Below are 20,532 nucleotides of genomic sequence, written 5' to 3'. Positions count from 1 at the left end.
TCTAGCCGCCCTTTTTGACTTCGAGCACTCGCTTCCGCAGACCCTTGGTGGCGGTGTCCATCAGTCCCTTGGCGCCCTTTTTGACCAGGAAGCCGGGCACCGGCACCGTGAGGTCCACCGAGAGATCGAATCGCAGCCGGGTGGAGTCGCCGTCGGGTGTGAGCGTGTACCGCGCGTCTTGTGCGCGTTGCTGTTTGGCGCTCACCAGCTTCCAGCTCACCCCGTCGTCGTGCACCGTGTAGGCCAGCACCTGGTCGTCGCTGACTCCCACGATCTTGACGACCTGTCGGGACTTGCTCGGATGCCCCTGGGCGTCGCGTTCGAGGACCTCGACCTTCTGGTGGACCGACGACCATTCGGGCAGTGCTTCGATGTCGAACAGCACGTCCATGATCTCGTCGGGGGTCGCCTCGATGACGAGTTCGCGGGAATCGGAGACAGCCATGCTGGGAAGATAGCCAGCGCCGCGGCCGCCCAAACGCGTCAGCTCACGGCACCAGCACGACCTTGCCGATGTTCTCCCGCGCGGCCAGGATCCGATGCGCGGCGGGCGCCTCGTCGAACGGCACGGCGGCGTGCACGACGGGGGAGACGGTGCCGTCGTGCAACGCCTCGGTGAGCGGGCTGATCCACGGCTCCAGGGTGCCGCGGTCGTCCCACAGCCGCAGCATGTTCAGGCCGATGACGGCCTTGGACTCCGAGAGTTGGTCGAGCAGGTTGAAGCCCCGCAGCATCGCCAGCGCCTGCGGCGCGGCCCGGCGCAGCGAGCGCTTCTCACCCTCCTGAAGGTTCGAAACCCCGTACCCGACAAGCCTTCCGCCCGGCCGCAGCAGCGCGTAGGACCGCCGCAGCGAGGTTCCGCCGAGCGCGTCGAGGACCAAATCGTAGGGGCCCAGGCCCTTCCACCAGCCGTCGCGGCGGTAGTCGATCGCGCGGTCGACGCCGAGCTCAGCGAGCCTCGCGTGTTTCCCCGGCGAGGAGGTGCCGTGCACTTCCGCCCCGGCCGCCTTCGCGAATTGGACGGCGGCGATGCCGACGCCACCGGCGGCGGCGTGAATCAGCACCCGCTCGCCGGCGCGCAGCGACCCGTAGCCGTGCAGCGCCGCCCATGCGGTGGCGTAGTTGACCGGCACCGCGGCGCCCTGCTCGAAGCTGAGCGCGTCGGGCAGTGTCACCGAGTCGCTGGCCGCCACGTTGACGATTTCCGCGTAGCCGCCAAAACGTGTTCCGGCCAAGACTCGTTCGCCGACGCGGCTGGCGTCGACGCCGTCGCCGACGGCCTCGACGGTGCCGGCAACCTCGTAGCCCACCACCGCGGGAAGTTTCGGCGCGTCGGGATAGAGCCCGACGCGTGCGAGGTGGTCGGCGAAGTTCACGCCGGCGGCACGCACCGCGACCCGCAGCTGACCCGGGCCCGGCGGTGGCGGGTCCGGGCGCTGCTGCACCTGCAACACCGACGGGTCGCCTTGCTTGGTGATCACCACTGCGCGCATCGCGTTTCCTTTCCTATGCCTAGCCGGCGGCCGCGGCGAGGCGGGGGAGAACGACATCGCGCCATCCGGTGCCCATGCGCTCGAACGCGTCGGCCATCCGCTTGTCGTTCAGATCAAAACCGCTGTGTTCCAAGAATATTCGAGTGCCGGTGCCCTCTGGCTCCAGGCGCCAGGTCAGGGTCCACGCCGGGGTGAAGGTATAGACGAACCGGTGTGGGGGATCGACCTGGAGCACCTTGCAGGGTTGTTTACCGTAGCCGGGCATGTCGAGGGTGAATTGATGGCCGACCACCGCGGCCACCTGACCCTCGGCCCACCAGAGTCGCAACAGCTCGGGCTCGGTCAACAGGCGCCACACCTTCTCCGGCGGCGCCGCGACGAATTGGTCCACCCGAATCGTGTCCGGTGTCGAGGCCTCGTTCATTCCAGCTCCTCTGCTGCCTTGGCGAGCACGGCAAGCCTTGCGCGCCAGAACTTTTCGAACGGATGCAGCCACTGTTCGAGCTCGGCCAATGGCTCGGCGGTCAGGCGGTAGATGCGTCGCCGGCCCTGGGGCTCGTCGGCGACCAGCCCCGCATCCCGCAACACCTTGAGGTGCTCGGCGACGGCCGGTCGGCTGAGCTTGAAGCGGTCGCTGAGCTCTCCCGCCGACAGCTCCCGCGCGGCGAGGATTTCCAGCAGTTCGCGTCGCACCGGATTAGCCAACGCGAGAAAGACGCGATCGGACGTCGCCACGCCCCGCAATATACGTCGGGAATTTCCGACACGTCAATCCCGCTCAGGCGTCGCCCGCGAACCACGCGGTGGTCACCGTGTGCGCCTGGGGAGGCGGAAAGTGGGCCCCACCGGCCCCGAGCGCGCCGACCTTGACGGTCCAGAGGGCCTGGGATCGGTCGATCGCCGGGGCGCCGGGGTTGGCGGAAACGGCGACGAGCACCGCCGGGGACTCGAACGGGCAACCGTACGCACCGACCAGGCCGTCGTCGCGCCCTCCCCAGGCGCCCCCGTTGCGCAAGCGGCATTGGGTGCCGTCGTCGAGTTGCAGGGCGAAAGGGGCCGGCGTGGCCGTCGGGTGCACGGCGGGCAGCGGACCGCTCTGCACCACCTGGCGAAGGGGTCTTGGCCCATGGGTCGATGAGACACAGCAGATTCCGCTGCCCGGACGGCCAACACACGTCGGCCCCGGCGGCGCTGGGCGCACAGGAGTAGATGTTGTCGGCGATCGCCGCCCGCGATGCGTCGCAGCCAGAAACCTCCGTGACGCTGCCCGGGTCCGGCGACTCGGACGCCACCCGATAACCGTTGGCCGGGTGCCCGTTAGCGTCGACCGCCACCACGGTGACGACGTGGGTCCCGATGAACTTGACCGGTGACGCGGGCCGGGCCGGGGTGGTGGCCAGCCCACCGGTGGTCTGCCGGTACCAGAACACCCCCGCGGCCACCGTGGCCAGCGCGACCGTGACAGCGGCCGCGACAAGAGTTCATCGCAGTCTCCGCCCCATGAGCGAATGGTACTTTTTCGGACGCAATTGCAGCGCTACCTTTCATCCTGTGCACTTCGCGTGGGAGCGGCTGACCCCCAGCGTGCATCGCTGTCGGCTGGCGTTCTGCGATGTCACGGTCGGGCTAGTCTCGGGCAGGGCCGGGGCACTGCTTATCGATAGTGGCACCACGCTCACGGAGGCGGCCGCGATCGACAGTGACGCCCGTGAGCTCGCCGGACGTCCGATCACTCATATTGTGTTGACGCACAAGCACTTCGACCATGTCCTTGGTTCGGCGTGGTTCACCGACGCCGACGTCTACTGCGCGCCCGACGTTGTCGATTATCTGTCGTCGAATACCGGCGAAATCCGCCACCAGGCGCTCAGCTACGGGGCGGGCGCCGCAGAGATCGACCGCGCGATCGCGGCGCTGCGTCCGCCACGGCACGCCGTGTACGACGCGGTGATCGACCTCGGCGACCGCGCCGTGACGATCACGCACCCGGGCCGGGGCCATACCTCGTCCGATCTGGTCGTGACCGCGCCCGGGCGCGACGGGGACAACGGGCCCGTCGTGGTGTTCACCGGCGATCTCGTCGAGGAGTCCGCCGACCCGTATATCGATGCCGATTCCGATCTGGCGGCGTGGCCGGCGACCCTGGACCGGTTGCTTGCGGTCGACGGACCCGACGCCGTCTACGTTCCCGGACACGGCAAAGTCGTCGACGCGGAATTCATCCGTCGCCAGCGGGAGTGGTTGAGCCGACGTGCGGCCTCGACTTCTGGCTAGGCGCGGGCCGAGGTGCACGCGGCGATCAGCGCCTCCGGATCGGTCACGCTGACCACCAACGAGCGCAGTTGCACCGACCGCAGCACGGCTTTCGCCGGCACCGGCGGTTCGATCGTCAGGGTCACCAGCCCTTTGCCCGAGCCGTTGACCCGCCAGCGGCCGCTCGAGTAGTGCACGCCCGCGGTGAACGTGCGCTCCTGCCTCACCTCGGCATTAGTGATCGATGCGACCGGGATATGGGCGTCGAACGCCCAGCCCATCTTCACGTGCAGGGTCCCGTCCTGGACCCGCACCTCGCTGCTCTTAGGCCCTAGCCCCAGCGGCGTTGACAGCAGCACATACCAACGCTCATAGCGCAACTCCGTCTGCACAGCGGTGACTCTACCCAATGTTTGCTGATTGTGGCAGTCTTCTTTTATTTACAGGCGGATCCAGTTTGCTACGCACTGACGCACAGGTTGACTGCCGGCGACGACGAACCGCCAGGCCGGCATCCACTGGCCATCGAAACACCCTGCGCTCCAACGTGTTTGACGTGTTCGCACTCGAAACAGCCGTCACAGCGCCGTCGTCGCATCAGCGCGCGCGGCCGGTCATGGCGCCCGGCGGGTTGGAGTACGGCGTCTGACAACAGCTTTGGTCCCGTCGGAATCTCATCATCGGGCAATGATTGAACTCTCCGGTCCGGGGCTAGACTCACGTTCAGCGGAATCGTGCTGGAAGAGGAGCAAAAGGCCATGGCCATCATCGACGCGGACACTGAAGTCCCCGCACCGTTCGAACAAGACGTCGCCGCCACGCAGCGGTACTTTGACGACCCGCGCTTCGCCGGGATCATTCGCCTCTACACGGCCCGGCAGGTAGCGGAGCAACGCGGCACGATCCCGACCGACTACACCGTCGCACGCGAGGCGGCAACGGCTTTCTACCCCCGCCTGCGCGAGCTGTTCGCAGAGAAGAAGAGCATCACCACCTTCGGCCCCTACTCGCCGGGCCAGGCCGTGAGCATGAAGCGGATGGGCATCGAGGGCATCTACCTCGGCGGTTGGGCGACCTCGGCCAAGGGCTCCACCACCGAGGACCCCGGGCCCGACCTCGCCAGCTATCCCCTGAGCCAGGTGCCCGACGATGCCGCGGTGCTGGTGCGCGCCCTGCTCACCGCCGACCGCAACCAGCACTACCAGCGGCTGAACATGAGCGAACAGCAGCGCGCGACGGCCCGCGAGTACGACTTCCGGCCGTTCATCATCGCCGACGCCGACACTGGTCACGGCGGTGACCCGCACGTGCGCAACCTGATCCGGCGCTTCGTCGAGGTCGGCGTGCCGGGGTACCACATCGAGGACCAGCGGCCCGGCACCAAGAAATGCGGGCACCAGGGCGGCAAGGTCCTGGTGCCGTCCGACGAGCAGATCAAGCGCCTCAACGCCGCGCGGTTCCAGCTCGACGTCATGCGGGTGCCCGGCATCATCGTGGCCCGCACCGACGCCGAAGCGGCCAACCTGATCGACAGCCGCGCCGACGAGCGCGATCAGCCGTTCCTGCTCGGCGTCACCAACCTCACCATCCCGTCGTACAAGGCCTGCTTCCTGGCACTCGTGCGCCAGTTCTACGAGCTGGGCGCCACGGAACTCAACGGCCACCAGCTCTACGCGCTCGCCGAGGGCGAGTACGGCACCGCCAACGCTTGGCTTGAGCGCCAAGGCATCCTGGGCCTGGCCGCCGAGGCGGTCACGCAGTGGCGGGAGAACGGCGAGAACACCATCGACGATGCCTTCGACCAAGTCGAGTCCCGGTTCGTCGCGGCCTGGGAGGACGACGCCGGACTGATGACCTACGGCGAAGCCGTCGCGGAGGTGCTCGAATTCGGCGAGAGGGACGACGACCCGCCGAGCATGAGCCCCGACGAGTGGCGGCAATTCGCCGCCCGCGCATCGTTGTATACCGCCCGGGCGAAGGCCAAGGAGCTGGGCGTCGACCCGTCGTGGGACTGCGAGCTGGCGAAGACCCCCGAGGGCTACTACCAGATCCGCGGCGGCATCCCGTACGCCATCGCCAAGTCGTTGGCCGCCGCGCCGTTCGCCGACATCCTCTGGATGGAGACCAAGACGGCGGACCTCGCCGACGCCAAAGAATTCGCCGACGCGATCCACGCCGAGTTCCCCGACCAGATGCTGGCCTACAACCTCTCGCCATCGTTCAACTGGGACACGACCGGCATGAGCGACGAGGAGATGAAGCAGTTCCCGGCCGAGATCGGCAAGATGGGCTTCGTCTTCAACTTCATCACCTACGGCGGTCACCAGATCGACGGCGTCGCCGCCGAGGAGTTCGCCACCAACCTGCGGCAGGACGGCATGCTGGCGCTGGCGCGCCTGCAGCGCAAGATGCGCCTCGTCGAGTCGCCCTACCGGACGCCGCAGACGCTGGTGGGCGGGCCCCGCAGCGACGCGGCACTGGCCGCGTCGTCGGGCCGCACCGCGACCACCAAGGCGATGGGCAAGGGCTCGACGCAGCATCAGCACCTCACGCAGACCGAAGTGCCCAAGAAGCTGCTCGAGGAATGGCTGGCGCTGTGGAGCGAGAACTACCACCTGGACGAGCAGCTGCGGGTGACGCTGCGACCGCGCCGCGCCGGCTCCGACGTACTCGAACTCGGGATCTACGGCGGCGGGGACGAGCAGCTGGCCAACGTCGTCGTCGACCCGATCAAGGACCGGCACGGCCGCAGCATCCTGCAGGTGCGCGACCAGAACACCTTCGCCGAAAAGCTGCGCCAGAAGCGGCTGATGACGCTCATCCACCTCTGGCTGGTGCATCGCTTCAAGGCCGACGCGGTGTACTACGTGACGCCGACGGAAGACAACCTCTATCAGACCGAGAAGATGAAGTCGCACGGCATCTTCAGCCAGGTCTATCCGGAGGTCGGCGAGATCATCGTCGCCGAGGTGAACAAGCCGCGCATCGCCGAATTGCTGGCGCAAGACCGGGTGGCGCTGCAAAAGCTGATCACCAAGGAGGCCTGAGCGCGAAGGCAGTCGACTTTTTCTGCGCGACTTCGGGTTCGGCGCGGTTTACGGTGGCGCGAGCGGGGTAATGAACCAGGGACCGTAAAAGTTCGCGCACACAGTAGTGAGAGCGGAGAGTTCGATGAGATCTGCAGCCAGGACTTCGTTCGCCGTCTTCGGCGGCGCAGTAATGCTTGTCGCAGCGGTTGGGTGCGGCGGGGGCAATAAGGGCCCGAGCAGCAGCACGACGACCACCACATCGACTACCGCCGTCACCACGGCCCCGGGCACCGGCGGCGGCGGGCCGAACGGCGGAGGCGGCAGCGTGCCCGGTGGCCCCACCGGTGGCGGCGGGCCGAACGGCGGGAGCGGCAGCATTCCGGGCGGCCCCACGGGCGGCGGCGGCCCCGGCGGCGGCAGCGGCAGCATCCCCGGCGTCGGCGGCGGCGGTGGCGGGCCCGGCGGTGGCGGTGGCTGCATCGGCAACGTCTGCGGCGGCAACTAACCTCCCGCTTCGCGTTGAGTTGCCGCAACACAGCGGCACGAAAATGACTTGCTCCCTAGCCGATGGGGCCATGGCAACCTGGCCCCATCGGCTGAGCAAATGCGAGCACCATGGATGTCACCTGACGCCGGGTGCCTTGAGTTATGGTTCGGGCAACCCAACTGCAAAGGGAGCCCCATGGCCAAGCTCAGGTTCGGATATTTCATCGCACCGTTCCACCGCGCCGGCACCAACCCGACGCTTGCGCTGCAACGCGATCTCGAATTCGTAGAGCACCTCGACGCCCTCGGCTTCGACGAGGCGTGGATCGGCGAACATCACTCGGCCGGCAGCGAAATCATCGCCTCACCGGAAATCTTCATCGCGGCCGCCGCGGAACGAACCAAGTGGATTCGCTTTGGCACTGGGGTTATTTCGCTGTCGTATCACAACCCACTGTGGGTCGCCGACCGTCTGATGATGCTGGATCACCTCACCCACGGTCGCATCATCGGCGGCGTGGGGCCGGGCTCGCTGCCCAGCGACTCGTCGATGATCGGGCTCACTCCGACCGATACCCGCGAGCTGCTCGAGACCAATCTCGACATCGTGGTTCGGCTGCTCGCGGGCGAGACCGTGAGCGCGAAAACCGCGACACACCAGTTGTTCGACGCCAAGCTGCAACTCGCCCCGTACTCCGACGGGGGCGTCCCGCTGGCGGTGGCCGCCGTCGCGTCGCCGACGGGCGCCCGGCTGGCCGGCAAGCACGGCATCGGCCTGCTGTCCATCGGAGCAACGCTGACCATCGAGGGGTTCAACGCGCTGCAGTATCACTGGGACATCGTCGAGGAGCGCGCGGCCGCGTTCGGCACCCAGGTCGATCGCAAGAACTGGAGCCTCGTCGGGCCGTTCCACGTCGCCGAGACCGACAAGCAGGCGCGCGAGGACGTGAAATTCGGCCTGGAGTCGTGGTTCCGCTACTTCCAGAAGGTGGCCGCGTTCCCGCAGATGACCATGCCGGGCGAGCAGATCGACGAAATGATCGACGTCATCAACGACAACGGCGCGGGGGTGATCGGCACGCCCGAGCGGGCGCGCGAACAGGTGCAGCGGATGTGGGATCAGTCCGGCGGTTTCGGCTGCATGCTGCAGATGGGTCACGAATGGGCGAACCCGGCGGCCACCAAGCGATCCGCCGAATTGTTCGCCGCCGAAGTCATGCCGCATTTCCAGGGCCAGGCACAGCCGACGCTGGACGCCGCCGCGCGGGCCAGCGACGCGCGGGAGGGCCTCGCGGAATCGCAGAACCAGGCCGTCGCGCACATGACCAAGAAGTACCAGGACGAGGTCGACTCGAAGTAGCAGGCGGCGCGCGGTTTTCATACGTCAGCGCTAGGCCGTTCCCAGGTGCCGGCTAGCGACGTGGCGCAAACCTGATGTATGACCCCTCAAATTCATGCAACCGGCGCACCGCGCCGGCAACTGCGAATCATGCAATTGGTTCTCGCCGCGGCCGCGGCCGTCGCGATGCTCGCGCTGTTCAACGCGGCGCGGCCCGATACGACGGGCACCGTGCTGGGATCGGTGCGCCTGTCGGCGATCGGCGCCACGTTGCCGGCCGCTCCGCCGGGCGTGGCCGGCGGCGGCCTGGCGACCGACGACAGCGACGACCAGGCCCAGCAGCAGGAACAGCAGGCCCTGCAGCAGATGCAGCAGTCGATGCAACAGTCCGAACAGCAAAACGAAGAAGCACAGCAGCAGTTCAATCAGGACATGCAACAGCAACAGACCTATGAAAACCAGTTCAACAACCCGTGAGGCTTCTTTTCCAGCGTGGCGGCCGCGCGGTGCGGCCGTCACGCGCTCGGCGAGGCGCGCGAAAGCCCTTGTGCGGCAAGCTAAACGTCAGCGGTTGGACTCGCGCTCGGCCGCCTGAACCAGCTTCTTGGCGAAGAAACGGACCGAGCCGCCCATGGCGGCCCGCATGAACGGGCCCGTCCCGCGAACTCCCTCGACGAACGATCCGCTCCAGCGAATGTCGGTGCCGCCCGCCGCGTTCGGCGTCAGGACCACCTCGCCGCAATAGTCCTTGGCCGGGGAGGGCGGCCCGACGAGTTTGTAGGCGTGCCGGCGATCCTGCTCGTACTCGGTGGTCTCTTCCTGCACCAGGACGGGCCACGCCCCGATCTTGCGAATCGCCCCGACACCGCCCGGCGCCGGAGTGCCTTCCCGCGCCCAACTCGACTGCAAGACGATCGGCTTGGCCCAGGTCGACCAGTTCGCGCCATCCGCCACCAGCCGGAACAGCGTCGAAGCAGGCGCGCTACTGGTCAAGTTGATCTCGAAGGAAAACTCGCGACCCGACATCCCCAACTCCCGGTTACTGGACCTGAACGGAACTGGGCGTACCCTACCGCGACCGCATCTGCAGACACACCCGGTACCACCTGCGAAATGCGGCGCACCGCGGCCGCCCCGCATGCATACTCACCGGGTGGGCCCACACGGTGAGGGCGGGCGAGGCCCACAGCTTGTTGGTGACGGCGGTGCGGAGATTGGGCTCCGGATTCAGGCGCCGGGGTTATGTCGTGGAACAACTTGGCGGACATATCCTTTCGCTCCGCCATACGACTCCGAAGGACATGGTGACTTGCGGCAACTCCTTGCACTGTTCGCGATCACGCTGGCGCTCGGCGCCTGCGGCAAGCCGACCGCGACGCCGGCCTCGAACGTCACGACCACGACCACCGTGGCCGGCAATGCGGCCGCCAAGGCCGGCAGTCAACGCGTGCTCGACGACGCCATCAAGGCCGGGGGACCGGGCTGCTCGGCGGCGGTAGGTTCGGCGGGCAAGGTCGTCTGGACCGGGCTGCGCGGTGCGGCCGACATCGCGACCGGAGAAGCGATAACGACCGACACCGTCTTCGACATCGGTTCGGTGTCCAAACAGTTCACCGCCAGCGCGGCCCTGCTGCTGGCCGGATCGGGCAAGCTTTCGCTCGACGACCCGCTGTCGAAGTATCTGACCGAATTCCCGGCGTGGGCGTCCACCGTCACAGTCACCGAGTTGATCCACCAGACCACCGGGATCCCCGAGTACGAGGCGCTACTCAATTCGCGCGGGTTCCAGGCCGGCGACCGCACCACCCAGGAGCAGGCCCTGCAGGCGGTCGCGGCGGTTCCGCAGCTGAGTTTCCCGCCCAGCAGCCGATTCGCCTACTCTGGCTCCAACTATCTGCTGCTCGGCGAGGTCGTGCATCGCGTTTCGGGGCAGCCGCTGCCAGAGTTTCTCAGCACCAACATCTTTCGCCCCCTCGGCCTGGCCATGACGATGGACCCGGTCGGGCAGGTCCCGCACAAGGCCCTCTCGTACACCGGCGGCAGCGAGGGCTATCAGGCGACCGGCTCCGCATGGGAGCAGGTCGGCGACGGCGCCATCCAGGCCACGCCCAGCCAACTGGTTCAGTGGGCCGACAACTACCGAACCGGCCGCGTGGGCGGGCCCAAGCTGCTCGAGGCGCAGATGGCCGGCGCGGTCGAAATCGGCCCCGGAGTCCCCGTGCGCTATGCCGCGGGCATCTACATCAAGGCCGACGGCACCCTCGACCACGACGGCGCGTGGGCCGGGTATGTCACGGCCTTTCGGATCAGCAGGGATCGGCAGACGTCGGTGGCCGTCAGCTGCAACACCGACGACCAGATCGCGGAGTCCCTGGCCGAGTCGATAGGCAAGTTCTGGATGTAGCGCCGGTGTGGCTCAACCCACGGTCTCGACAGGCGGCGTGAGCCGCTGAACACCGCCGACGCGCACCTAGAATTCAGGTATGGATGACGGTTCCCGACTGGACTCCGCGGCTCCAAAAGGCCTGCTACTGATAGAGGATTGCCTGGACGCCAGCGGCCAGGTCGCGTTGCCGCCGGGCACCACCCTGATCTCGCTGATCGAGCGCAACATCGCGAACGTCGGCGACGCGACCGCCTATCGCTATCTCGACTACGCGCGCTCCGAGGGCAACGTCCAGGAAGTGACCTGGGCCGAATTGGGCGTCCGATTGGCAGCCATCGGTGCTCGCGTGCAGAAGTTCGCCGGCGAGCACGACCGCGTCGCGATCCTCGCGCCCCAGGGCATCGAATACGTGGCCGGCTTCTACGCCGCGATCAAGGCCGGGTGCATCGCGGTCCCGTTGTTCGCCCCCGAGCTGCCGGGCCACGCCGAACGCCTGGAGACGGCGCTGCTCGATTCCAGGCCCGTCGCGGTGCTGACGACGGCGGCGGCCAAGGACGCGGTCGAGAACTTTCTGGACGGCGTAGCGCAGCTGCCGAGGCCGCAGGTCATCGTCATCGATCAGGTGCCCGATTCCGAGGGAGAGCGGTTCGTCCCGGTCGAGCTGGACGTCGACCGCGTCTCGCACCTGCAGTACACCTCGGGTGCGACGCGGCCTCCCGCCGGCGTGGAGATCACCCACCGGGCCGTGGGGACCAACCTGGTGCAGATGATCCTGTCGATCGACCTGCTGAACCGAAACACCCACGGCGTCAGCTGGTTACCGCTCTACCACGACATGGGGCTCTCGATGATCGGCTTCCCGGCCGTGTACGGCGGGCATTCCACGTTGATGTCGCCGGCGGCGTTCGTGCGCCGGCCGCTGCGTTGGATTCAGGCGCTGTCCGCCGGGTCGCGGGAAGGCCGCGTGGTGACCGCCGCGCCGAACTTCGCGTACGAATGGGCCGCCCAACGCGGCATACCGCCGGCCGGCGACGACGTCGACCTGAGCAATGTCGTGCTGATCATCGGTTCCGAGCCCGTCAGCATCGACGCGATTACGTCGTTCAACAAGGCGTTCGCGCCCTACGGGTTGCCCCGCACGGCGTTCAAGCCGTCGTATGGCATCGCCGAGGCGACGCTGATGATCGCCACGATCGACCACGACGCCGAGGCGACGGTGGCCTACCTCGACCGCGAGCAGCTGGGTGCCGGCCGCGCGGTGCGCGTAACCGCGGACGCGGCCAACGCGGTCGCGCAAGTCTCCTGCGGCCGGGTCGCCCGCAGCCTGTGGGCGGTGATCGTCGCCCCGGAGACCGGCGCCGAGCTCCCCGACGGCTCGGTTGGGGAAGTGTGGTTGCAGGGCAACAACGTTGGCCGCGGCTACTGGGAACGGCCCGAGGAAACGGCGCGGACGTTCGGCGCCAGGCTGGGACCGCGGCTTGCCGAGGGCAGCCACGCCGAGGGCGCGGCACTCGACCGCGCGTGGCTGCGGACCGGCGACCTGGCTACCTATCTCGACGGGGAGCTGTATGTCGCCGGCCGGATCGCGGATCTGGTGGTGATCGACGGCCACACCTACTACCCGCAAGACATCGAGGCCACCGCGGCCGAGGCCTCGCCGATGGTGCGGCGCGGATACGTGACGGCGTTCGCGGTGCCGGCCGACGACGGGGCCGGGTCACGGTTGGTCGTCATCGCCGAGCGCGCCGCGGGCACCAGCCGCGACGATCCGTTGCCGGCGATCGAGGCGATCACGGCGGCGGTGTCGCGTCGACACGGCCTGGATGTGTCCGACGTGCGCCTGCTGCCCGCGGGCGCGATTCCGCGCACCACCAGCGGCAAGCTGGGGCGGGTGGCGTGCCGGGCGCAGTACCTCAGTGGGGAATTGGGCGCGCATTAGCGGTCACGCTTGATCGGTGGCTGGCATCCTGGCCATGTGGGTGTGCTGATCCGGTTGGCCGAGCTTCTGCTGGTGATCCTGCCGTTGGCGGGCGCGGCCATCGCCGTGCTGCGAGCGTTCACCGCCAACCGGCGAAGCGCCGAGCATTCCCGAGAAGTGGCGCCGGAGCCGGGACCCACCACGGAGCTGCCGCAGCGCGCCGAGAAAGATCACGCCGCGCACTGGCGATCGCTGCGACGCGTCATCGCCGAGCACGGCCAGACCGACCAGCGCTGGCTCGACTACGAACTCGACTTCGCCAAGCTGCTGGACTTCCCGCTGATGACCGACATGCGCGATCCGCTCACGACCGACTTCCACAGGGCCAAGCTGCGCGCAGACCTGTTGCGTCCCGCCAAAGCCGAGGATCTGCTCGACGACCGGGAAGCCGCCGACCGGTATCTGACCGCGGTGGCCGACTACGTGACCGCGTTCAACGCCGCCGAGGCCGAGGCGATGCGCCGGCGCCGCAGCGACTTCTCCTCCGAAGACCAACAGCGGATCGCCCGCGCCCAGAGCCTGTTGCGGGTGGCCTCGGATTCGGCTGCCGCGCCGCGGGAACGCCAGAGCGCCTACGACCGAGCCCGTAAAGAACTCGACGGTCTCATCGTGCTGCCGCCGGCCACGCAGGCCAGCATCGGGCGCGGGATCTCCGGTCAGCTCGAGGGATAGGGCGATACGCAGATGACGGCACCCGACCCGCCGGCCGAGGCCAGCGCGAGCCCAGAACTCGTGGGATTCCCCGTCATCGCGCCGCCGCTGCCCGGCCCGGTGGCCTTCGACCAGCGGTGGAGCGAGCTGACGTTCCTCCACTGGCCGGTGCGCCCGCAGGGCGTCGCGCATCTCTACCCACCCGGAACCCGCCCGGACGTCTTCGCCGACGGGATGACCTACGTCGGGCTGGTACCCTTCGTGATGGCCAGCACCAAAGTTGGTGCGGCGCTTCCGCTTCCGTACCTCGGCAGCTTCCTGGAGACCAACGTCCGGCTGTATTCCGTCGACGACGCCGGCCGGCGCGGCGTCCTGTTCCGCTCGCTGGAGACGGCGCGCCTGGCCGTGGTGCCCGTCATCCGGACGGGCCTCGGGGTGCCCTACACGTGGGCGCGGATGCGGCTGACCCGCGACGGCGACCGCATCACGTACGACAGCGTGCGCCGCTGGCCGCGGCGCGGCCTGCGCAGCCGGCTGACCGTCGTGGTCGGGGACGTGGTCGAGCCGACGCCGCTGGAGGTCTGGCTCACCGCCCGGTGGGGCGCGCACACGCGCAAGGCCGGCCGCACGTGGTGGGTGCCGAACGAGCACGCGACGTGGCCGTTGCGCGCGGCGAACGTCGTCGAGCTCAGCGACGAGTTGGTCGCGGCGGCCGGGGTGCAACCCGCGGGCGATCGGCTGCGGGCGCTCTTTTCGCCGGGTGTGCGCACGGTGTTCGGCCGCCCCCGCCCGGTGCGCTGATCGCGCCCCTACGGGCAGCTGTAACCGCCGTCGATGACGACGTCGGAACCGGTCATGTAGCTCGACGCGTCGCTGGCCAGGTAGAGGTACAGGCCGGCCAGTTCTTCGGGCCGGCCCATGCGGCCCAGCGGAATCTTCGGCTCCCACAGCGCGTGGTACTCCGTCAACGGCTCGACGAGTTCAGTGCGGATGTAGCCCGGGCTGACGCTGTTCACCCGGATGCGATGCTGCGCCAGCTCGACGGCCATGGCCTTGGTCAGGTGAATGACAGCCGCCTTCGAGGCGCAGTAATGGCTCACCTGCTGCGGGGTGTTGATGATATGCCCGGACATCGACGCGGTGGTGATGATGACCCCGCCGTCACCCTGTCCGACCATCACCCTGGCCGCGGCCTGAGCGGTGAGGAAGACGCCCGTCACGTTGGTGTCCTGGATTCTCTGGAAGTCCTCGGCCGACATGTCCAGCACGCCAACGACATTGATGATGCCGGCGTTGCAGACGGCGATGTCGACGCCGCCCAGCTCGGCGGTCACCTGCTCGAGCATGCGGGTGACCTGGCCGGGCTGGGTCACGTCGCACACGACCGGTACCACCCTGCCGCCCGCCGCACCGAGTTCTCTTGCGACGTCGTCCAGCACGTCGCGATGCCGCGCCGCGATCGCCACGTCGGCTCCCGCCTGCAGGTAAGCCTCGGCCACCCTCTTGCCGATGCCACTGGACGCCCCGGTCACCAGAGCCCGCTTGCCACGTAGGTCGAACAGGTCCAACACGCTCATTGAATATCCCTATCCAGAGAAGTCACGCTCCACTGAAACACGTTCTAGTGTGTCCGTCATGGGCAAATTCAGCAGGGCCGAAATTGAGCAAGCCGTCGAGCACTACACCGCGGTCGCCGAAGGGTGCAGCACGTCGGGCGACTGGCGTCCTTTCGCCGATCTGTTCACCGAAGACGTCGTCTACATCGAGCACCACTACGGCGTCTTCCACGGCCGCGAAGCGGTGCGGGACTGGATCGTCGCGGTCATGGCCCCCTTTCCGCACATGCGATTTCCCAGCGACTGGATTGCCTATGACGACGACAATGACGCCGTCGTCATCATGATCAAGAATCTGCTCGACCACCCGACCGATCCCAACGGCGAGCCGTTCTGGTTTCCGAACTGGACCCGCCTCGTGTACGCGGGCGACGGCCTGTTCTCCAGCGAGGAGGACATCTACAACCCCAACCGCGATGCGCCCGGCGTGGTGGGGGCGTGGCTGCAGGCCGGCGGTCAGCTGGAGTCGACGGAGATCTTGCAGCCGGGCGCCTAGGGGTTCCGGCTCGGCCGGCCGGCGGGCATCTCGTCGATACCTGGCGACAATAGTGCACTTATGCAATAATTGCATGCAACTATTGTCCAGCATCGGACGCGTTCGTGCCGCGGAGGTTGCCAATCGTGCGAATTGTCAAGAACATTCGGCCACCCGCGGGCCTGGCCCGAAATGCGTTGCGGCTTCCCATCCACATCTATCGGCTCAAGCTCGGGTGGTTGTTCGGAAGTCGCCTGCTGCTGCTCAACCACACCGGAAGCGTCTCCGGCAGGCCGCGCCAGACCATCCTCGAGATCGTCGAACGCAGTAGCGACAGCTACGTCGTCGCGTCGGGGTGGGGACCCGCCGCCGCGTGGTACCGGAACATCCTGCACGACCCCGATGTCACCATCGAGGTGGGAACGCGCACGCTGCCGGTAACGGCCGTGCCGCTCGACGCCGAGGAGGGTGCGGAAGTCTTTTCCCGATATGGGTCGACGCATCGGACGACGGCCAAGCACGTGCTGCCCCGCGTCCTGGGTGTTGCGGTCGACGGGTCTGACGCAGACTTTCGTGCGGTCGGACGGCACTTGCCCTTCGTGCGGTTCGTCCCTCGGGCAGAAGTTTGACACTCTCGGCCTACCGACCCGGCTTCTGATAGCGCATGCGCTATCGCTTTCGCAGTCCCCTCACGCCTTGCTGGACGGGACTGCGCTGGCCACCCGCTTGCGCCGCCGCGATCGGACCGCCGTCAGCGCCTGCTCCCAGGCGATCATCGTCGTCGCCTTGAGATTCGCCGGCTTGGCGCTGTCTTTCGAAAGCATCGCGGTCGCAGCGGCTTTCGTGGTCGCCGACGCCTTCGACATGTGCCCGGAGTCGTACGGCGGCTGGGGGTCGTATTCGATCGCGAGTTGGATAGCCTTCGCGCGGCCCTCGCCGGCGATCTCACCCGCGAGCCAGAACGCCAGATCGAGACCGGCGGACACACCGGCACTGGTGACGACGTCGTCCTGGCGCACGACGCGTTCGTCGGCCACCGGGATGGCGCCGAATCCTTTCAGCAACGGAATCGCCAACCAGTGCGACGTCGCCCGCCTGCCCTCGAGGAGGCCTGCGGCCGCGAGGATCACCGAACCCGAGCACACCGACGCCGTCCAGCTGGCGGTGCGATGCGCACGGCGCAGCCAGTCCAGCAGCGCGTCGTCGCGCGCGTGCACCGGAGTCGACGGGCCGCCCGGCACGAGAATCACGTCGGGCGAAGGGGTTTCGGCAAGCGAGTGCGTCGCTCCGACGACCAGCACACCGGAGTCTGCGGTGATGGGCCCGGCCTCGTGCCACACGAAGCGCACCTCGGCGTCCGGCAGGTTGCGCAGCACCTCGTAGGGGCCGATCATGTCCAGCGCGGTGAAGCCGGGGTAGGCCACAAAGGCGATCTGGGTCATCTGTGTCGTCCTTCCTGATTACGCGAAAGCCTTGCGGTACTGGTCCGGTGAAATGCCCACGCGGCGAATGAAGTTGCGCCGCATGGTTTCCGCGGTGCCGAAGCCACACCGCGCGGCGATCGCGACGACGGTGTCGTCGGTCTCCTGCAGCTGCCGGCGCGCGGCCTCGGTGCGGATGCGTTCCACGTACTGGCCGGGCGCCTCGCCGACCTCGTCGGTGAATACGCGAGTGAAGTGCCGCGGACTCATCGTTGCCCGCCGTGCCAGGTCGCCGATGCTGTGCGCGCCGCCCGGTTCGGACTCGATGGCCTCCTGTACGTCGCGGATGCCCGGTCGTTTGGCGCGCGGCATCCACACCGGCGCCGCGAACTGGCTCTGCCCGCCGGGGCGGCGTAGATGCAGCACCAGCCAGCGGGCGGCGGTCTGCGCGATCTCGGTGCCGTGGTCGTCTTCGACCAGAGCCAGCGCAAGGTCGATGCCCGCGGTGACGCCCGCGGCCGTCCAGACCTTTTCGGAGCTGCGGAGGAAGATCGGATCGGGGTCGACGTCGATGACCGGAAACTCGCGGGCCAGCCGCTCGGCGAACGCCCAGTGCGTGGTCGCCCGACAGCCGTCGAGCAGGCCCGCCTCGGCCGCCAGAAAGACGCCCGTGCATACCGTGACGACGCGGCGGGCGCTGCCTGCGACGGCTTTGATCCAGCCCATAAGTTCCGGATCGGACCGTGCGGCGTCGACCCCGGCGCCGCCGGGCAGCACCACAGTGTCGACGGGCTGGGCGGGGTCGGGGAGCGGGGCCGCCACGAACGCCAAACCCGTTGCGGTGGTGACGGGTGTCGCGTCGGTCGAGGCGAGGACGACGTCGTATCCGCCGTCAGTGAGCAGCGCGGCGCCGGTGAACACGTCGTGCGGTCCGACCACGTCGAGGGCCTGCACGCCGGGAAAGCCGACGATAACGACCTTGCGAGGCATGGACTCAGTGTTGGCCAGACCAGGGCATGTCGTCTATGCCGTGCACCCCACCAATTAGGACACGGGACCTGACCCACGGTGCCCGTATCGGCCTTGGCAGACTGTGCCCATGGCACAGATAACCTTGCGTGGAAACCCGATCAACACTGTCGGCGAGCTTCCTGCCGTCGGATCGAAAGCCCCAACCTTCAGCCTGACCGGCTCGGACCTGGGCGCGGTCAGCAGCGAGCAGTTCAGCGGCAAGTCCGTGCTGCTCAACATCTTCCCGTCGGTGGACACACCGGTGTGCGCGACGAGCGTGCGGACGTTCAACGAGCGTGCCGCGGGCGGCGGCGCGACCGTCGTGAACGTGTCGAAGGACCTCCCGTTCGCGCAGGCGCGTTTCTGCGGCGCGGAGGGCATCGAGAACGTCACGACCGGGTCGGCGTTCCGGGACAGCTTCGGCGAGGACTACGGCATCACGATCACCGACGGCCCGATGGCCGGCCTGCTCGCCCGCGCCGTGGTGGTCATCGGTGCCGACGGCAACGTCGCCTACGCGCAGCTGGTGCCCGAGATCGCGCAGGAGCCCGACTACGACGCGGCGCTGGCCGCCCTGGGCTGACGTCAGGCGCACGGCGCCACCGCGTTCGAACCCGAACATCGGCCCTGCCGGACCGGTTGCTCGGCTTGGCTTTTGCCAGCTCTGAGCTGTGGTGGCGCCGTTCGCGCGTGTTAGCCTGGCGATTCCAGTCGGGTGCGTCCGCGGCTCGACCAACACGAGGAGTGACCGCGCAATGATGCGTATCGCCCAGGTCGCCGCCGCGGCCGTGCTCGTCGGCTCGATGAGCGTCCTGTCGGCCGGCTGCAGCAGCAAGTCAACCGTCAAACCCGACGGGGCGGCGAAGTCGGTCGTCGACGTCGTTTCTAAGCAGACCGGCTTCAAGCCCACCGACGTGCACTGCCCCGACGGGGTTGAGGCGAAGGTGGGCGCGGAGTTCGACTGTCACTTCACCGGTCCCGAGGGCACGATGTACGTCGCCAACATGAAGATCACCAAGGTCACCGGCGACAACGTCGAGTTCGACGTCCAAACCCATCCGAGCTAGCCGGGCGGGGTGAGCCGCTGCGCCGTGGCGGCCAGCAACTCCCGGCAGCCGGTCCACATCTGCTTGATGATGTCGGCCGCCGGCGGCAGGTCCTCGATTCGCCCCGCGACCTGACCGGTGTTGGCAACGCTGGCGTCCATGTCCCCGTCGAAGTAGAGCCGCTGCACGCGTTGCAGCGCCGCGCCGCCTTCTTCGAAAGACCCTGAGACATCGAGCCTTTCGGCGGCCTGTGTCCGGATTACCCGCATCATCCGCTTGCCGTCGAGGGGGAGCAGGACCGTCGATGTCTCGTCGGCGTCGACCACGGCCTGTTTGAGGTTGCCGTGCACCGGCGAATCCGCCGACGCCAGCAGCCGCGTGCCCATCTGCACGGCCTCGGCGCCGAGCACGAACGCGGCCGCCATGGACCGGGCATCGCAGATCCCGCCCGCGGCCACGATCGGCACGTCGACGTGTGCGGCCACCAACGGCAGCAGCACCATGGTCGACGCGCCGAATCGGTTCTTGAAGCCGCCGCCCTCGACGCCCTCGACCACCAGCCCGTCCACCCCGGCGTCGACGGCCTTCTTGGCCGCCTCCAGCGTGCCCACCACATGGAACACGGTGATGCCCGCATCGTGTAGCCGGTCGGTGAACAAGGAGGGGCTGCCGGCCGAGGTGGTCACGAACCGAATGCCGTTGGCCACCAGCAGATCTATGACGGTCACGTCGCGGTTGAACAGCAGCGCGATGTTCGCGCCCACCGACCCGCCGGTGAGTTCGCGCACCCGCTGTAGGTCGGCCCGGCCTTGGTCGGACGTGGTCTCGATGATGCCCAGCGCGCCGGCGTTGGAGACCGCCGCCGCGAGCTGGGCGCCGGCGATGTAGGTCATCGGCGCCTGGATGATCGGGATGTCGATCCGCGCGAGTTCGCAGACCCGGCCGACGGCGGCGGTCATCGGTCGCTCGGATCGATGCGGTTGCGAAAGGCCTCCGCCGGGACGACGGATGCGCCCAGCCTTCGGAGCCGATCGGCCAGCGCCCGGTCCGACGTCACCACCCGGATCTCGTCCGGGCTCGCGTCGGCCTCAACCAGGCGGACGATTTCGTCGTCCGCCGAATTCGCGGCCGCCATGGGCGCATGCGCGATCTCGACCACCGTCGACTTGAGGGCGGTCCTGGGCGGCCGCTCGAATACCACCGTCACCGTCTCTCCTTGCGCAGAGGCCCACTCGTCCAATGTGTCCACCAAAGCGACCATGGCACGCTCGCGATCCTTCCACCAGCCGTCCGGCCGACTGCCGATGACGTTCATCGCGTCCACGATCCACCGCACCGACTCACACTA

Annotated in this window: 25 protein-coding genes; 13 read left to right on the top strand and 12 right to left on the bottom strand. The window is 68.0% G+C overall.

What is annotated here, in order from left to right; translation table 11 throughout:
- Position 1 precedes the first annotated feature (1 nt).
- Genes MRAB57_RS22230 through MRAB57_RS22210 form a run of 5 tightly spaced genes read right to left on the bottom strand, consistent with a single transcriptional unit; the run spans position 2 to position 2,598 of the window.
- Positions 2-445: an SRPBCC family protein gene (locus tag MRAB57_RS22230; RefSeq protein WP_077090773.1), complete on the bottom strand. Its 444-nt coding sequence runs from the start codon at positions 443-445 to the stop codon at positions 2-4.
- Positions 446-488: 43 nt separating this feature from the next.
- Positions 489-1,493, bottom strand: a complete 1,005-nt coding sequence (locus tag MRAB57_RS22225; protein ID WP_077089260.1) for a zinc-binding dehydrogenase — start codon at positions 1,491-1,493, stop codon at positions 489-491.
- Positions 1,494-1,512: 19 nt separating this feature from the next.
- Positions 1,513-1,917, bottom strand: a complete 405-nt coding sequence (locus tag MRAB57_RS22220) for an SRPBCC family protein (protein ID WP_077089259.1) — start codon at positions 1,915-1,917, stop codon at positions 1,513-1,515.
- Positions 1,914-2,228 (bottom strand): ArsR/SmtB family transcription factor, encoded by a 315-nt coding sequence (locus tag MRAB57_RS22215; RefSeq protein ID WP_083743502.1) that lies wholly within the window; start codon positions 2,226-2,228, stop codon positions 1,914-1,916. Before MRAB57_RS22215 ends, MRAB57_RS22220 begins: the two co-directional genes overlap by 4 nt.
- Before the next feature lie 43 nt (positions 2,229-2,271).
- Positions 2,272-2,598 (bottom strand): hypothetical protein, encoded by a 327-nt coding sequence (locus MRAB57_RS22210; protein ID WP_077089257.1) that lies wholly within the window; start codon positions 2,596-2,598, stop codon positions 2,272-2,274.
- A 446-nt stretch (positions 2,599-3,044) separates the two neighbouring features.
- On the opposite strand from MRAB57_RS22210, the gene MRAB57_RS22205 reads away from it, so the two are divergent.
- A complete protein-coding gene (locus MRAB57_RS22205; RefSeq protein ID WP_077090772.1) occupies positions 3,045-3,767 on the top strand; it encodes an MBL fold metallo-hydrolase in 723 nt (240 codons plus the stop codon).
- Here the strand turns inward: MRAB57_RS22205 and MRAB57_RS22200 are convergent.
- The gene (locus tag MRAB57_RS22200) at positions 3,764-4,138 is read right to left on the bottom strand and encodes a hypothetical protein (RefSeq protein WP_077089256.1); all 375 of its coding nucleotides are present in this window, start codon (positions 4,136-4,138) and stop codon (positions 3,764-3,766) included. The genes MRAB57_RS22205 and MRAB57_RS22200 overlap by 4 nt on opposite strands.
- Positions 4,139-4,504: 366 nt before the next feature.
- Between MRAB57_RS22200 and aceA the strand changes: the two genes are divergently transcribed.
- From aceA to MRAB57_RS22180, 4 genes are all read left to right on the top strand, one after another.
- Positions 4,505-6,793 (top strand): isocitrate lyase ICL2, encoded by a 2,289-nt coding sequence (aceA, locus tag MRAB57_RS22195; RefSeq protein WP_077090771.1) that lies wholly within the window; start codon positions 4,505-4,507, stop codon positions 6,791-6,793.
- Between the two features lie 124 nt (positions 6,794-6,917).
- Complete coding sequence (locus MRAB57_RS22190; RefSeq protein WP_077089255.1) at positions 6,918-7,280, top strand: hypothetical protein; 363 nt, start codon at positions 6,918-6,920, stop codon at positions 7,278-7,280.
- 177 nt (positions 7,281-7,457) lie between these two features.
- Positions 7,458-8,621, top strand: a complete 1,164-nt coding sequence (locus tag MRAB57_RS22185) for an LLM class flavin-dependent oxidoreductase (protein WP_077089254.1) — start codon at positions 7,458-7,460, stop codon at positions 8,619-8,621.
- 135 nt (positions 8,622-8,756) lie between these two features.
- Complete coding sequence (locus tag MRAB57_RS22180; protein ID WP_157900652.1) at positions 8,757-9,077, top strand: hypothetical protein; 321 nt, start codon at positions 8,757-8,759, stop codon at positions 9,075-9,077.
- 87 nt (positions 9,078-9,164) lie between these two features.
- Here MRAB57_RS22180 and MRAB57_RS22175 read toward each other — a convergent pair whose 3' ends face one another.
- Positions 9,165-9,626 (bottom strand): SRPBCC family protein, encoded by a 462-nt coding sequence (locus MRAB57_RS22175; RefSeq protein ID WP_077089252.1) that lies wholly within the window; start codon positions 9,624-9,626, stop codon positions 9,165-9,167.
- 283 nt (positions 9,627-9,909) lie between these two features.
- Between MRAB57_RS22175 and MRAB57_RS22170 the strand changes: the two genes are divergently transcribed.
- The 4 genes from MRAB57_RS22170 to MRAB57_RS22155 all read left to right on the top strand — a co-directional run bounded on the left by MRAB57_RS22170 (position 9,910) and on the right by MRAB57_RS22155 (position 14,416).
- The gene (locus MRAB57_RS22170; protein WP_077089251.1) at positions 9,910-11,004 is read left to right on the top strand and encodes a serine hydrolase domain-containing protein; all 1,095 of its coding nucleotides are present in this window, start codon (positions 9,910-9,912) and stop codon (positions 11,002-11,004) included.
- A 79-nt stretch (positions 11,005-11,083) separates the two neighbouring features.
- The gene (locus tag MRAB57_RS22165; RefSeq protein ID WP_077089250.1) at positions 11,084-12,925 is read left to right on the top strand and encodes a fatty acyl-AMP ligase; all 1,842 of its coding nucleotides are present in this window, start codon (positions 11,084-11,086) and stop codon (positions 12,923-12,925) included.
- Positions 12,926-12,961: 36 nt separating this feature from the next.
- Complete coding sequence (locus MRAB57_RS22160) at positions 12,962-13,636, top strand: hypothetical protein (protein WP_077089249.1); 675 nt, start codon at positions 12,962-12,964, stop codon at positions 13,634-13,636.
- A gap of 12 nt (positions 13,637-13,648) precedes the next feature.
- Positions 13,649-14,416, top strand: a complete 768-nt coding sequence (locus tag MRAB57_RS22155) for a YqjF family protein (RefSeq protein ID WP_077089248.1) — start codon at positions 13,649-13,651, stop codon at positions 14,414-14,416.
- Positions 14,417-14,424: 8 nt separating this feature from the next.
- Here the strand turns inward: MRAB57_RS22155 and MRAB57_RS22150 are convergent, their stop codons facing one another.
- A complete protein-coding gene (locus MRAB57_RS22150) occupies positions 14,425-15,192 on the bottom strand; it encodes an SDR family oxidoreductase (RefSeq protein ID WP_077089247.1) in 768 nt (255 codons plus the stop codon).
- 58 nt (positions 15,193-15,250) lie between these two features.
- On the opposite strand from MRAB57_RS22150, the gene MRAB57_RS22145 reads away from it, so the two are divergent.
- Together MRAB57_RS22145 and MRAB57_RS22140 are read left to right on the top strand one after the other, a co-directional pair.
- Positions 15,251-15,727 carry a nuclear transport factor 2 family protein gene (locus MRAB57_RS22145; protein WP_077089246.1) on the top strand — a complete coding sequence of 159 codons (477 nt, stop codon included), beginning with the start codon at positions 15,251-15,253 and terminating at the stop codon, positions 15,725-15,727.
- Between the two features lie 125 nt (positions 15,728-15,852).
- The gene (locus MRAB57_RS22140; protein WP_077089245.1) at positions 15,853-16,335 is read left to right on the top strand and encodes a nitroreductase family deazaflavin-dependent oxidoreductase; all 483 of its coding nucleotides are present in this window, start codon (positions 15,853-15,855) and stop codon (positions 16,333-16,335) included.
- Positions 16,336-16,395: 60 nt separating this feature from the next.
- On the opposite strand, the gene MRAB57_RS22135 is transcribed toward MRAB57_RS22140, so the two are convergent.
- Together MRAB57_RS22135 and MRAB57_RS22130 are read right to left on the bottom strand one after the other, a co-directional pair.
- Positions 16,396-17,148, bottom strand: a complete 753-nt coding sequence (locus tag MRAB57_RS22135) for a DJ-1/PfpI family protein (RefSeq protein ID WP_077089244.1) — start codon at positions 17,146-17,148, stop codon at positions 16,396-16,398.
- Between the two features lie 18 nt (positions 17,149-17,166).
- On the bottom strand, positions 17,167-18,117 hold the full coding sequence (locus MRAB57_RS22130) for a GlxA family transcriptional regulator (RefSeq protein ID WP_077089243.1): 951 nt from the start codon (positions 18,115-18,117) through the stop codon (positions 17,167-17,169).
- 109 nt (positions 18,118-18,226) lie between these two features.
- Here MRAB57_RS22130 and tpx point away from each other — a divergent pair, with 109 nt between their 5' ends.
- Complete coding sequence (gene tpx, locus MRAB57_RS22125; protein ID WP_077089242.1) at positions 18,227-18,721, top strand: thiol peroxidase; 495 nt, start codon at positions 18,227-18,229, stop codon at positions 18,719-18,721.
- A 172-nt stretch (positions 18,722-18,893) separates the two neighbouring features.
- Positions 18,894-19,205, top strand: a complete 312-nt coding sequence (locus MRAB57_RS22120) for a DUF4333 domain-containing protein (RefSeq protein WP_245835982.1) — start codon at positions 18,894-18,896, stop codon at positions 19,203-19,205.
- Here MRAB57_RS22120 and MRAB57_RS22115 read toward each other — a convergent pair.
- Both MRAB57_RS22115 and MRAB57_RS22110 read right to left on the bottom strand, forming a co-directional pair.
- Positions 19,202-20,143 carry an NAD(P)H-dependent flavin oxidoreductase gene (locus MRAB57_RS22115; RefSeq protein WP_077089241.1) on the bottom strand — a complete coding sequence of 314 codons (942 nt, stop codon included), beginning with the start codon at positions 20,141-20,143 and terminating at the stop codon, positions 19,202-19,204. The genes MRAB57_RS22120 and MRAB57_RS22115 overlap by 4 nt on opposite strands.
- Positions 20,140-20,520, bottom strand: a complete 381-nt coding sequence (locus tag MRAB57_RS22110; RefSeq protein WP_077089240.1) for an NYN domain-containing protein — start codon at positions 20,518-20,520, stop codon at positions 20,140-20,142. The genes MRAB57_RS22115 and MRAB57_RS22110 overlap by 4 nt, the downstream gene beginning before the upstream one ends.
- Between the last annotated feature and the right edge of the window lie 12 nt (positions 20,521-20,532).

Origin of the sequence: Mycobacterium rhizamassiliense (genome assembly GCF_900157375.1) — a bacterium.
In the GTDB taxonomy this organism is placed as follows: domain Bacteria; phylum Actinomycetota; class Actinomycetes; order Mycobacteriales; family Mycobacteriaceae; genus Mycobacterium; species Mycobacterium rhizamassiliense.
This window is presented reverse-complemented; position numbering and strand designations above follow the sequence as displayed.